The sequence below is a fragment of the Arthrobacter sp. GMC3 genome (assembly GCF_002929305.1).
In the GTDB taxonomy this organism is placed as follows: Bacteria; Actinomycetota; Actinomycetes; order Actinomycetales; family Micrococcaceae; genus Specibacter.
Map to the genome: position 1 here is coordinate 78,398 of NZ_PJIO01000006.1, position 13,472 is coordinate 91,869.

Genomic DNA, 13,472 nt, shown 5'->3' on the forward strand with positions numbered 1-13,472 from the left:
TCAGCGCTCAAGGTTCACCATGACGTGCTTGACGCGGGTGTACTCCTCCAACGCATACATGGAGAGGTCCTTGCCGTGGCCGGAGTGCTTGAATCCACCGTGGGGCAGCTCGGCGCTGATGGTCAGGTGGTCGTTGATCCACACTGCGCCGAAGTCCAATTGACGGCTCAGGTCCATGGCACGGGCAACGTCGCGGGTCCAAACACTGGAGGAGAGCCCAAACGGTACATCGTTGGCCCATTCGACAGCCTGTTCCTCGGAGTCGAAGGACTGGACGGTGATGACGGGACCAAAAATCTCCTCCTGGACAGCCGCATCGCTCTGCGCCAAACCGGCCACCACTGTGGGCTCGTAGAAGAAGCCGTCACGATCAATGGTGTGACCACCGGTGAGTACCTTGGCGTGGGCGGGGAGGCTGTCAACGAAGGCAGCCACGCGTGCCAGCTGCCCTGCATTGTTCAACGGGCCCATGGCCGCGTTGTCCTCCGGCCCACCCACCGTGTAGCTGGCCACTTCCGCCGCCAAAGCCGCAGCGAACACGTCATGCACGGACTTCTCAACCAAAACCCGGGTGGCTGCGGTGCAGTCCTGGCCCGCATTGTAAAGTCCCGCCATGGCAATGATCTTGGCGGCCTTGGCAAGGTCAGCGTCGGCAAAAACCAGCACGGGAGCCTTGCCGCCAAGTTCCAGGTGGGTGCGCTTGAGGTCAAGGGCGGCCGACTTGGCGACCTCCATGCCGGCCCGCACACTGCCGGTGATGGAGACGAGCTCCGGTGTGGCATGTTCAACCACGGCGCGGCCGGTGTCACGATCACCTGTAACAACGTTGAACACGCCTGCCGGCAATACCTGCGCGGCAAGTTCGGCTAGCCGCAAGGTGGTCAGCGGTGTGGTGTCCGAGGGCTTGAGCACGATCGTGTTGCCGCCAGCGAGGGCGGGGCCAATCTTCCAGATCGCCATCATCAGCGGGTAGTTCCACGGGGTCACCTGGCCCACCACCCCGATGGGTTCGCGGCGAATGAATGAGGTTCTATTGGGCACGTACTCGCCCGCGGCCGAGGCATCCATGGTGCGTGCGGCGCCGGCAAAGAAGCGCAGCTGATCAACGCATGGAGGAATCTGCTCCTGCGCCACCATGGCCAGTGGCTGGCCGGTCTGGGCGCTTTCGAGTTCGGTGAACTCGTCGGCATGCTCTTGCAAAAGGTCGGCAAGTTTCAGGAGCGCATCCTGTCGTTCCGAGGGGGTGCTCCTCCCCCACCCGGGCGCTGCTGCTCGCGCCGCAGCGTAAGCGCGGTCGACGTCGTCGGCGTCGGCGATGGCCACCTGCGCGATCTCCTTGCCGGTGGAAGGGTTGATCACAGCCGATGAGCGTCCACTGCCGGCGGGTGCAAACTCGCCGTTGATGAACAGTCCCGGGTTCTCATACATGGTAATCGTCATTGCTTGCCTCAAATTGTTTGGTTCTTTGTCGAGAAGAAACGCTCGAAAGTCATCGAAAAATAGAAGGCGGGCGTTCTGAATCCGTGGAATTCAGAACGCCCGCCACGAAAAACGAAGTATGCTACCGAGTTTACAACGAATATGGTCGTTGTAAAGGGTTCTAAGCTACGAACCCGTCGGCCACGGTCAATGCCTCGTCAATTGCATCCAGTCCGGCCCGCAGCTCCTCTTCGGTGATGACAAGCGGGGGGCAGATGTGGATGCGGTTGTTGTTGGTCATGGGCCAGACGCCACGCGCCTTGCATGCGGCCACAACTTCGGCCATCGGCCTTGCTGCTTCACCGGCGGCGTTAAACGGCACCAACGGCTCACGGGTCTCCTTGTCGGTCACGAGCTCCACCGCCCAGAACAAGCCCTGCCCGCGAACTTCACCCACGCTGGGGTGCTTTTCAAGCCAGGACTCAAGGATCGGGCGGACCACCCGGTTGCCCAGGTCGCGGACGTGGGCCAGGATGCCGTCACGCGCGAAGACCTTGAACGTGGCCACACCAGGCGCGCACGCCAAGGGGTGACCGGAGTAGGTCAGACCACCCGGGTAGGCCTTCTCGTCGAAGATGGCCGCGATCTCCTCGCTCATGACCACTCCACCCAGGGGCACGTAACCGGAGTTCACGCCCTTGGCGAAGGAGATCAGGTCCGGGACGACGTCGAACGCGTCCACCGCGAACCACTCGCCAATGCGACCGAAGCCAGCCATGACCTCATCGGCGATGTAGACAATCCCGTACTTATCGCACAGGGCGCGAACGCCGGGCAGGTAGCCCGGCGGCGGGACCAAAATTCCGTTGGTGCCCACCACTGTTTCGATGATGATGCCACCAATGGTGGAGGCACCCTCAAGGACGATCACGCTTTCCAGGTGCTCCAATGCGCGGGCACTTTCCTCCTCGGGCGTGCTGGAGTGGAACGGGGAACGGTAGGCATACGGGCCAAAGAAGTGCGCCACTGAGGCGGCACCTGGCTCATTGGCCCAGCGGCGGGGGTCGCCGGTGAGCTGCATGGCCGTGGACGTGGCCCCGTGGTAGGAGCGGTACTGGGCCAGGATCTTGGACTTGCCCGTGAATGCTCGGGCCATGCGCACGGCGTTTTCGTTGGCCTCGGCGCCGCCGTTGGTGAAGAACACCTTGTTCAGGTTGCCGGGAGCCTTGGAAGCGATCAGAGCAGCGAGCTCACCGCGAACATCGTTGGCGAAGGCTGGCTGGATGGTGGCCATCTTGCCGGCCTGGTCCTGGATGGATTTGACGAGGTCCGGATGCTGGTGGCCCAGGTTCAGGTTCACCAGCTGCGCGCCGAAGTCAAGGTAGCTGTTGCCCTGGTAATCCCAGAACGTGGAGCCCTTGCCGCCTTCTACGGGCAGCGGGTCAATCTTTGCCTGTGCGGACCAGGAGTGCAGTACGTGGGTGCGGTCGTTGTGGCGGATGGTGCTCACGACGTCGGCGCCCGCGCTGTTAGGCGTCTGGGTATCGGTGGTCAGGATGTCAGTCATGGACGTGTCCGTCTCTCTTGGTGTGCCGAAATTAGGAGTTGCTCGGGAAGCCCAGGTTCAACTGGGACTCGGAGGGCTGGCCCCAACGGGTGGTGACAACCTTGGAGCGGGTGTAGAAGTGCACGCTTTCCGGGCCGTAGATGTGGGCGTCACCAAACAGGGAGTCCTTCCAGCCACCGAAGGAGAAGGATCCCACGGGAACGGGAACGGGGACGTTAACGCCCACCATGCCGGCTTCGACGTCGAACTGGAAGGAGCGGGCGGCGCCGCCGTCGCGAGTGAAAATTGCTGTGCCGTTACCGAACTGGTTGCTGTTGATCAGTTCCAGTGCCTCGTCGTAGCTCTCGGTGCGAACCACGCAGAGTACGGGGCCGAAGATCTCATCGGTGTAGACCTTCATGGCAGGCTTGACGTGATCGAGCAAGGTGACGCCAATGAAGAAGCCGTCGTTGTCGAAGAGGGTTTCGCGGCCATCGGCAATGACGGTGGCGCCTTCGGCAGCGGCGCCCGCAACATAGGAGGCCACCTTGTCGCGGTGTTCGCCGGTGATCAGCGGACCCATGTCGGTGTCTGATTCGGTACCGGCACCAATATTCAAGCCGCTCAGTCGGTCCTTGATGGCTCCGACCAGCTCATCGGCGATGTCGCCAACGGTGACCACTACGCTGACGGCCATGCACCGCTCCCCGGCGGAGCCGTAGGCTGCGGACACTGCGGCGTCTGCGGCACCGTCGATGTCGGCGTCGGGGAGCACCATCATGTGGTTCTTGGCGCCGCCCAGGGCCTGTACGCGCTTGCCGTTAGCGGCAGCGCGCTGGTAGATGGAACGGGCAATAGGTGTGGAGCCAACAAAGCTGACGGCCTTCACGGTGGGGCTGTCCAGAATGGCATCCACGGCTTCCTTGTCACCCTGGAGCACGTTGAGCACGCCGTCGGGCAGACCGGCCTCTTGGAACAGCTTGGCCAGGAAGAGGGCCGCGGAGGGATCCTTTTCGCTGGGCTTGAGAACCACCGTGTTGCCGCAGGCGATGGCGCTGGCGATCATCCACAGCGGCACCATGACGGGGAAGTTGAACGGGGTAATGCAACCGACTACGCCCACGGGCTGCTTGATGCTGTGGACATCAATGCCAGTGGAGACCTGTTCGCTGTGCTCGCCCTTGAGCAGGTTGATCAGCCCGGCGGCAAATTCAACGTTTTCGCTGCCGCGGGCGATTTCCCCGGCGGCGTCGTCAAGCACTTTACCGTGCTCGCTGGTGACGATCGCGGCCAGCTCGGACTTACGCTCCTGCAGCAGGGTGCGCAGCTTGAAGAAGATGTCCGTGCGCTTGGTCAGCGAGGTGGCGCGCCAGGCCGGAAGCGCTGCGGCGGCGGTGGCGATGGCGTGGTTCGCGAACTCTGTGGTGGCGAAGGCCACTTCCTTTTGCTGTTCGCCCGTTGCCGGGTTGTAGACGGCCCCGCGGCGCTCGGAGGTGCTGTCCTCGTGGCCGGCAATGAAGTGGGGAATCAGCTGCATGTGTTTTTTCCTTCGGTTTCAATGAGTCCGGACAGTCCGTTCGACGCCCGTTGTATGCTCTCAGTAACGATCCTCACACGGAAGACATGGAGCAGGACCCTGACATATCAACGGAATTTCACCTCTGTCCGGACAGATCGTCCGGAGACCCTGCCCACGGTGGCCGAAGTGCTGGCCCTCCCCGTTTTCGCCGACGGCGGTGCCCGCGTTCTGGCGGGGGCCGCTAGCTTGGGCAACGCCGTCCGTTGGGTCCATGTGGTTGAGGCGCAGGATGTCACGGAGTTGCTGGACGGGCATGAACTATTGCTGGCCACCGGCGTGGGCTGGCCCGACGGCGACGGCTGGATCCCCGGTTACATCGCCGAACTGGCAGCGGCTAGGGTCGCCGGGCTGGTGCTGGAGCTTGGAACCCGCTATCAGCAGGCACCTGTGCGCCTTGTGGAATGCTGCCTGAGCCAGGGCCTGCCGCTGGTGGTACTGGAGCGCCGAGTCAAGTTTGTCTCCGTCACCGAGGCGGTCCATGGCCGCATCATCGCCGAACAAATGGGGGCTTTGAAGGCACGCGATGAGGTCCACGCACTGTTCTCCGAATTGAGCCTGCGCGGCTCACCGGCGGACTACATTGTGGCCCAATTGGGAGCCGTCCTGGGGTCACCGGTGGTGCTGGAGGATATGGCCCACCAGGTTGTCGCCTTCGAGTCCCCGGGGCTTCCCGAGGAACTCTTGCTTGCTTCGTGGGAGTCCCGATCACGCTCCGCGCACCGTGCCCGAGCCCAAGACACGGGCGAGGAAACGCGGACCGCTGTTCTGGGGCTCGAGGGCTGGCTGGTTACTCCCGTGCAGGCGCGCGGCACCCGCTGGGGCTACCTGATCGCCCTGGAGGGGGCACCTCACCCGGCCGGCCGTGCCCTGGTCCTGGAGCAGGCCGCCGTGGCCCTTTCCCTGAGCAGACTGGCCGACGGAACGGGCGATCATTGGACCCCAGCCAGCCAACACTGGCTGCTGGCGTCCTTGCTTCAGGGACGGTACCGGAGCGAGATTGCCTTGCGTGCCCGCTTCGAGGCGATGGGTCTGCCGGTGACCCAGCGCCGCCTCTGCGGCCTGGCCTTGCGCATTGACCACGGGTTATCCAGGCGCGACGCCGGTCCCGCGCGCGGGACCGGCAATCGCGAGACTGCTTTTCCAAGCACCGCCGAGGTGAGCCGCCTGGCCCGTTCCATGGGCCTTAACGCTGTGGCAAGCTGGAGCGCACCCGCCGACGGCGAAACTCTTCTCATGGCGCTTTCCGTGCCGGGCCCGGGGCCAGGAAGAGTGGCTCCCCGGGCTGCCATCGACGCGTTTGCCGCGAAGTTGCAGGAGCTTGTTCGTTCCCAGTCATCAACACACGGCCGGGCGGTGGTGGCGGCCGGGGCCGTCGTGGAGCAGGTCGGCGCTCTCGCGGCGTCACTCCAGGAAGCCCTGGAGGTCTTGAACGCGACCCCCCGGTTGACCGCCGTCGACCCGGAGCCGGTTCTGCACCGCGCTGCCGAACGTTCCCTGCGCGGGCTGATCGGCGCGTTGCGCACCGATCCCAGGGTGCAAAGTTATGTAGAGCGCAACTTGGGTGCCGTATTGCATCAAGATGCGCGGCACGGCAGCGATCTACTGGAGGTACTGCGGGCGTATTTGGCCCATCCAGGAAACCGCACGAAGGCTGCGGCCAACAGCCACCTGTCCCGGTCGGTCTTCTATCAGCGCCTTGACACTATTGAGGGACTTTTGGGAGTTGACTTGGCCGACGGCGAGGTCATCGCCGGGCTCCAAGCTGCGGTCATCGCCTGGGAGACCACCCGCGGAGCCTAGCCCGAGACCATCGGCAACACGGCGGGGCCGACGTCGCTGGCCTCATCTACCGAGCGTCCGTTCCGTTAGCGGGTCTGGCCGCTATGGCAGCCAGGTCCCTGGCTGGACCGGATGGCGGAGTGCTTCCGGTTTGCCAAAGGACGCTCAGCTTGCGGCGCAGGGGCAGTCCATCCACCGGTACGGAAACAAGTCGGTGCAGGATCAGATCGTCTTTGACCGCCAACGCGCTGAGCACCCCGGGTGCCGTCCCGGCGGCTATCCCGGACCGTACGGACGCCGTCGTAGTTAGTTCCAGCAACGGATCCGCAACCGGGTTGGTGCCCCTCGCGTCCAGCAAGTATTCCAGGGCGTCCCGGGTTCCGCTGCCCCGTTCCCGCGTGACCAGAGCGGTAGCGGCCAGTTCGCCAACGGTTACAGGTGACCTCCGCCGCGCCCACGGGTGGGCCGGGGCGACGACGAGGAGCATCTCATCCTCCCTGACCGAGGCAGAACTCAGGTCTGGGGGCAGGTGCGGACTCTCGATGAAGCCGATGACTGCCTGCCCCGAACGCACCAATTCGGCCGTGTCCATACTATTGGAGACCACCAGTTCAACCACGGTGGGGGCAACACCAAGCTCCTCTTGCTGGCGGCGTAAGGCAACCAACCACTGCGGCAGGAGGTGTTCGGCAACGGTCTGGCTCGCGGCGACTTTCAGCCGCCGTGCACCTTCTCCTCGAAGCACGGCAATCCCGGCGTCGAGCCGCTCCGCCGCACTGAGGACATCCGCCGCCCACCCGGCAAGCAGCGCACCGGTTTCGGTCAGCGCCGAACCACGTGGCGTCCGGGTCAACAGGACGGAACCGATCCGTGCCTCAAGCGAACGCATCCGGGACGACACAGCCTGTTGGGAGAGTCCAAGACGTTTCCCGGCGGCGGACAGCGAGCCAAGATCGTGGACAGTGGCCAGCATTTCCAGGGCCGCGAGCTCCGGCATTCTGGGGCTAAGCATCGGCGTCTCCTTGAGAGAAATCTGGCAGGTCACAAGACTGGCTTGTGCCCTGCCAAGTCTATGCCTACTACTGCTTCCACGTGGATACCAGCAGCATGGAAGCCATGGGCACCTCACTGCTGACAACTGACAATTCATCCACCGCGCTACGCGAACAAAAGCAAGCACCTCACCGTGAGCCAGGCGGGGATCGTGGACTTCTGCGCCGACTGGACAAACCCGCGGAGCTATTTGCCCATCTGACCCCCAATTGGTTCGCCTCCATTATGGGTACCGGAATCCTCGCCACGGCCGCAGCCACCTTGCCCCTGCAATTTCCGGGCCTGCGCACAGGAGCTACCGTCATTTGGGGAATTGCGTCCCTGCTCTTGGTCCTGCTGGTCTGTGCAACAGGCGTGCATTGGCTCCGGCACAAAGAAGCTGCCGTGAGTCACCACAGGAATCCGGTCATGGCACACTTCTACGGGGCTCCACCCATGGCCCTGATGACGGTGGGTGCAGGCACCCTTCTTATAGGCAAGGACGTTCTGGGTGAACACCTCGCGCTAGGGATCGACGTGGCCCTTTGGGGCACCGGCACCCTGCTGGGCCTGGTCACCGCCGTCGCCGTGCCCTACTGGCAGTTCACCCGATTTCAGACGCAAGAAGACAGCGCGTTCGGCGGCTGGTTAATGCCGGTGGTCCCCCCGATGGTGTCGGCGTCCACCGGAGCCCTGCTGCTGCCATACATTCCGGCCGGGGAGGCGCGGATGACCCTGCTGCTCGCCTGCTACGCGATGTTTGGGCTAAGCCTTTTTGCCTCGGTCATCATCATCACCTTGATCTGGCACCGGCTCACCCAGCATAAGATCGGGGCGGCCGCCGCAGTGCCGACGCTGTGGATCGTGCTGGGTCCATTGGGACAGTCCATTACCGCTGCCAATCTCTTGGGAGGCAACGCCCACCTGGCCGACTCCGGGACAGCAAGTTCCGGAACCCTGACCCGAGCCATGGCAGCCTTTGGCATCCTCTACGGGGTGCCCGTTCTGGGCTTCGTACTCCTCTGGGCAGCGATCGCAACCGCCATAACCATCCGTACCGCCCGGCAGGGGCTGCCCTTCTCCCTGACATGGTGGTCATTTACTTTCCCCATCGGAACCTGCGTGACAGGTGTCTCCGGGCTCGCCGCCCACACCCACTTGGCCGTTTTTGCCGCCATGGCCGTCGCCGGATACGCCCTGCTCTTGGCCGCATGGGTTGTGGTGGCGGCACGTACCTTCCATGGCAGCGTTCTCCAGGGCACTCTTTTTCAAGATCCGGGGACGGCCAGCGTCAGCGCTTGGCCAATTCGGAGGCGGCAAGCCCCTCAATCAACGGGGCAAGCCGTTCGTGGGTAAGGGGAACGTCCGCGAAACCAACAGAAGGCACCCCGGCACTTTCAATGCCGGCGGAGTTCAAAAGGTCTCGACCCGTAGTCAGGGTTGCCTGCTCCTTGGAGTGGCCACGTTCCCGGCTAGAATTGCCTCATGGCTCGACGAGGATCGTACGCAAAGGGTGTCGCAAAACGCGAAGAAATTCTAGACGCAGCACTGGAGGTCATTGCGCGCGAGGGTTTTCGGAAAACTTCTGTCCGTGAGATCGCCACCGCCGCCAACCTCAGTCAGACGGGGCTATTGCACCATTTCGCCTCCAAAAATGAACTCTTTACGGAAATCTTGCGCCGCCGCGACGAAGTCGATGCCGTCAACGCAAGTACCGACCCCGAAGCCAGATTCATCGACACTTTCCCGATGATCATTCGCCACAACTCCAAAGTGCCCGGTCTGGTCCAGCTGTACGTCAGCCTCGCGACGGAGGCTCCGGACCCAGAGCACCCCGCGCACAAGTTCTTCACCGAACGCTTCGAGGGTTTCCGTGAAGAACTTGTGGCGGAAATTCAGGAAGGCCAGCGAAGCGGCGAGTTCAATACCCGGCTCAATCCCGAACTTGCCGCGAATTCATTGCTCGCCCTGGCCGACGGCTTGCAAACCCAATGGCTACTGACCCCCACCCTGGACATGGCGGCCCATATCGAGGCGGCCATCGAGTCGTGGCGATCAGACCCCAAGCCCTGACAGGCCGACACTAGCTCCGCAAAATAACGATCCGAAGCGGCACCGTTTCCTCAATCAAGCGGTGAGTCGTTGTGCTGCCCAAGAACTCCCGACGTGACGCGTGACACTCTTGACGGCGCCTGTGATCGGAGGCACACTGAATACCGAACGTCGCTCGGTATTCATCGTGGAGGCGTAAATTCATCCTCAAATAACTCAGGACACACCCTTGAATCCGCAGCCTCACGCGCCAGATCCATCACTCGAGCTGACCCCCACGGCTCGCATCAACATTGCAGCCCCGGAACCCGGGACTCCCCCGCAGAGCCCCCCACCAACCCGTGCGCTCTTGCCAGGCATCCTCGTGGCAACATTAACGCTCTACGCAAGCTATGCGGCACTCCTTGGCGTGTTGTTGCCCAGCCAGATCGCCCTTCTCGATGACGAAAACAAGATCAGCAACTTCGCGATCGTCACCACCATTTCCTTCATTTTCACGCTGTTCGCCCAGCCCATTGTTGGCGCCATCAGCGACCGCACGCGATCAAAACTGGGGCGCCGTGCGCCGTGGATGATCTTCGGGGCACTGATCGGCGGCGTGCTGCTCCTGGGCCTTGGTTCATTCACCTCTCTGCTGTGGATCACGGTCCTGTGGGTGCTCATTCAGATCGGCCTCAACGCACTCCAAGGCCCCCTGAGCGCCATTACCTCCGACCGTTTCCCCCGTAATAAGCGCGGTACCGCCAGCGCCATGGCCGGAATTGGCATGCAGATCGGCGGAACTCTCGGCGTGCTGGCGGCCGGTGCCCTTGCCGGACACCTCGGGTTTGCCTATTCTGTCTTCGGCATCGCCATCATTTTGACCACGGTCCTCTTCGTGGTCGTCAACCGTGACTGGTCTTCCGCCAAGTCAGAAATCCCTGCGTGGAATTGGCGCGATTTCCTGCAGGGTTTTTGGATCAACCCCCGGAAAAACCCCGACTTCGCCTGGGCTTTCACGGCACGCTTCCTCTTCATTTTGGGCTACTTCGTAGTGAGCACCTACCAGCTGTACATCATCACCGACTACATTGGGATGTCTTTGGAGGAAGCCCAAGGGGCCATCGGCACCATCGCCCTCGCGTCCCTGCTGCCCACGATGGCAGCTATCGTATTGGCCGGGTGGTGGAGTGACCGGATCGGTCGACGCAAGGTATTCATTTACCTTGCCTCCGCGATCATGGTGATTTCCCTGGCCATCCCGCTGATCAGCCCGACGTTTGAGGGCCTGCTAATTTCCGCCGTTATCGACGGGATTGGCTTCGGCTTTTACATGGCCTGTGACACTGCCCTGATGACGGAGGTCTTGCCGGGCGGCGGCGTCGCCGCGGGCAAGGACCTGGGAATCTTGAACGTTGCAACGAACATTCCTCAGGCCTTGAGCCCTGCCATTGCCGGTGTCATCATCGCCATGGCGGGAGGCTACCCGGCACTGTTCATCTTCGGCATGGTCGCGGTGGTACTGGCAGCGTTTGTCATCATTCCCATCCGATCGGTGAAGTAGTGGACACCGCCTCTGCGCTCCTCACGACTGCTATCCGAAGAGCGCGGCCGCTAGGGCAATCGAACAATGGGGGCTAAACGGAACCCCTACGCGGCCGCCGGTCGCCTCGCTCGGGAGATGACATGAACGCTTTTCGCACCCACCGCCCCCAATTTGCCGTACAGTCAACGGGCATGCTGACCCACACTGCCGCCTCATCACCGACGTCCACGTCGGTATCAACTGGTGAACAAACGGACACAACAGTCTCGGTCTACCTGACGCGGCACGGCGAAACACTCCTGAACGCGCTCAAGCGTGCACAGGGCTGGAGCGACTCCCCACTCACGGAGGGTGGGCGCAAGATCGCCTCGGCAGTCGGCGCGGGCTTGGCCAGGGACATCGGCACTGTCGACGCCGTCTATTCAGCCGATATGCTCCGGCACTACGAAACCGCATCGCTGATAGTCAAGGGCATGGGGCAGGACCTCGCCGTACAACGCGACGAACGCCTGCGCGAACTAGCCTTCGGCGGATTTGAGGGCGGCGACGGGCAGGCCATGTGGGGCGCCGGGATGAGGCATCTCAAGGTCGCCTCCATCGAGGAGGCATTCGAACGCTTCACGTTGCCTGAATTGACCGACGCCATTGCCGCAGCAAATCCAAACCCTGAGCTTCCCGCCGAAGGCTGCACACTCGCCGGGCCACGTATGCGCGAATCACTGGACGCGATGGCCAACGCAGCCATCAAAGATGGCAAGTCCAGGGTTTTGGCCGTCAGCAGCGCACTATCCATCGCCTGCCTACTGGACTCCCTCGGTGCGGTGCTTCCCGCCGGCGGGATTTCAAACGGCGCCGTCAGCGTCCTGAACTTCAAAAACGGCGCCTGGACAGTGGGCAAGGTCAACGACACCAGCTACACCAAGTAGAAGTCCAACGCGGCTTGCATCCGCATCGAGTCATCAGTGATGTCATCACCGTTGACTTAATGCGCGTGTGAGCCTAGTCTCATGGTGAGCGAAATCTACCGTTCACCTCGTGTCCGCACCGTCGTGCCACGGCCGATGCGATGCCTCGCGCCTAAATCTTGATTGGATCACGCCCATGGAACTGCATTACCTCACCGCTTCCGCTGCCCGCGACCTCTTTGTCTCGCGTGAACTGTCCCCCGTTGAACTGCTCGACGCCGTTGTCGCCCGTACTCAACTGATGGAACCTTCCATCAACGCACTGACCGAACAAATGCTCGACGAGGCCTACGGCGCCGCCAGACTCTCCGAGGCACGCTTTGCCAAGTCCGATCAGGGCCACGGCCCACTCGAAGGGATTCCACTGCTGCTCAAGGAGGAGCAACCCATCGCCGGGCGCACCTCCGAGGAGGGCTCGCTCACCGAGCGCGGCACCATTGCCACAACCAGCCACCCGATCGTCGACCGGATTTACAACGCCGGCGCCGTAGTCCACGGCCGAACCACTACCCCGGAATTTTGCTGCGCACCTTACACGCACAGCAAATTGTGGGGCGTCACGCGCAACCCGTGGAATCTTGAATTGACCCCCGGCGGCTCCTCCGGTGGTTCCGGGGCGGCCCTGGCAGCCGGAGAATCCATCCTTGCCACTGGCTCGGACATTGGCGGCTCCATTCGCATCCCCTCCTCCTTCTGCGGCATCGTCGGCTTCAAGCCCCCGTTTGGACGGGTCCCGGGGATGGCGCCCTTCAACCAGGACACCTACTGCGCGGACGGCCCCATGGGCCGCAGCGTTGCCGACGTCGCACTTTTGCAAAACGTGATCGCTGGCCCCCACGCCACGGACCAGGCGTCGCTGCGCCCCGCCTACGTGCTGCCCACACCTAATGGGGCGTTGGCAGCGGGGATGAGCGTGGCTCTCTGCGTGAACTTGGGCGACTACTCGGTGGATCCGGCCATTGAGGCCAACACGCGTGCAGCCGCGGATGCCCTGCGCAGCGCCGGAGTGATCGTCGATGAGGTGTCACTGCCCTGGACTCGCAACCAGGTTATTGAAGCCGCCTGGGCGCATTTTGGTGGCATCATGGGGCCCTTCATTACCGAGATCGCCGGCGCGAATAGCGATCTGCTGATGCCCTACACCCTGGACTTTGCCAAACGTGCCGCGCAGGCCGATTCCTTCGCCGAGGGCCTGGTCTACGAGGCAGCCCTGTACGAACCGCTGGGCAGGCTCTTGGAGAAGTACGACGCCCTCCTCTGCCCCACCCTGGCAACCCAGGGGATGGCTGCCGACTTCGCCGACCCGGCCGGGCTCATCGACGTTGGTAGCGAACAGGTCAACTGGATCGAATCCGCCCTGACAGTCCCGTTCAACGTGGTGGGCCGGGTTCCGGTCCTCTCCGTTCCGTCCGGGATCGCTCCCAACGGGGTCCCGACAGGGGTCCAGATTGTTGGTCGAAGCTACGACGACGCCACCGTGTTCACCCTCGGGGCTGCCCTTGAGCGAACGCTGGCCCTCACCACCTCAGATAACTGGTGGCCGAACCTCGTGGCAGCAACGAGCATCTAGGGCGT

The 13,472-nt window shown here is 63.0% G+C and carries 10 protein-coding genes; 6 read left to right on the forward strand and 4 right to left on the reverse strand.

Annotated elements, in window-relative coordinates; translation table 11 throughout:
- From CXQ94_RS11560 to CXQ94_RS11570, 3 genes are all read right to left on the reverse strand, one after another.
- Positions 1 to 1,440: an aminobutyraldehyde dehydrogenase gene (locus CXQ94_RS11560; RefSeq protein ID WP_258067035.1), complete on the reverse strand. Its 1,440-nt coding sequence runs from the start codon at positions 1,438 to 1,440 to the stop codon at positions 1 to 3.
- Positions 1,441 to 1,600: 160 nt separating this feature from the next.
- Positions 1,601 to 2,986 (reverse strand): aspartate aminotransferase family protein, encoded by a 1,386-nt coding sequence (locus CXQ94_RS11565; protein WP_104090178.1) that lies wholly within the window; start codon positions 2,984 to 2,986, stop codon positions 1,601 to 1,603.
- 31 nt (positions 2,987 to 3,017) lie between these two features.
- Positions 3,018 to 4,502, reverse strand: coding sequence for a CoA-acylating methylmalonate-semialdehyde dehydrogenase (locus CXQ94_RS11570; RefSeq protein WP_104090181.1), 1,485 nt, complete (start codon positions 4,500 to 4,502; stop codon positions 3,018 to 3,020).
- A gap of 54 nt (positions 4,503 to 4,556) precedes the next feature.
- On the opposite strand from CXQ94_RS11570, the gene CXQ94_RS11575 reads away from it, so the two are divergent.
- On the forward strand, positions 4,557 to 6,344 hold the full coding sequence (locus CXQ94_RS11575; protein ID WP_181034181.1) for a PucR family transcriptional regulator: 1,788 nt from the start codon (positions 4,557 to 4,559) through the stop codon (positions 6,342 to 6,344).
- Positions 6,345 to 6,390: 46 nt separating this feature from the next.
- Here the strand turns inward: CXQ94_RS11575 and CXQ94_RS11580 are convergent, their stop codons facing one another.
- Positions 6,391 to 7,335, reverse strand: a complete 945-nt coding sequence (locus CXQ94_RS11580; RefSeq protein ID WP_104090187.1) for a LysR family transcriptional regulator — start codon at positions 7,333 to 7,335, stop codon at positions 6,391 to 6,393.
- 80 nt (positions 7,336 to 7,415) lie between these two features.
- Here CXQ94_RS11580 and CXQ94_RS11585 point away from each other — a divergent pair, with 80 nt between their 5' ends.
- From CXQ94_RS11585 to CXQ94_RS11605, 5 genes are all read left to right on the forward strand, one after another.
- Complete coding sequence (locus CXQ94_RS11585; protein ID WP_258067037.1) at positions 7,416 to 8,711, forward strand: TDT family transporter; 1,296 nt, start codon at positions 7,416 to 7,418, stop codon at positions 8,709 to 8,711.
- 129 nt (positions 8,712 to 8,840) lie between these two features.
- The gene (locus tag CXQ94_RS11590; RefSeq protein ID WP_104090192.1) at positions 8,841 to 9,428 is read left to right on the forward strand and encodes a TetR/AcrR family transcriptional regulator; all 588 of its coding nucleotides are present in this window, start codon (positions 8,841 to 8,843) and stop codon (positions 9,426 to 9,428) included.
- Positions 9,429 to 9,771: 343 nt separating this feature from the next.
- The gene (locus tag CXQ94_RS11595) at positions 9,772 to 10,950 is read left to right on the forward strand and encodes an MFS transporter (protein ID WP_258067038.1); all 1,179 of its coding nucleotides are present in this window, start codon (positions 9,772 to 9,774) and stop codon (positions 10,948 to 10,950) included.
- A gap of 122 nt (positions 10,951 to 11,072) precedes the next feature.
- The gene (locus tag CXQ94_RS11600) at positions 11,073 to 11,858 is read left to right on the forward strand and encodes a histidine phosphatase family protein (RefSeq protein WP_104090197.1); all 786 of its coding nucleotides are present in this window, start codon (positions 11,073 to 11,075) and stop codon (positions 11,856 to 11,858) included.
- A gap of 175 nt (positions 11,859 to 12,033) precedes the next feature.
- Positions 12,034 to 13,467, forward strand: a complete 1,434-nt coding sequence (locus CXQ94_RS11605; protein WP_104090199.1) for an amidase — start codon at positions 12,034 to 12,036, stop codon at positions 13,465 to 13,467.
- Positions 13,468 to 13,472: the final 5 nt, after the last annotated feature.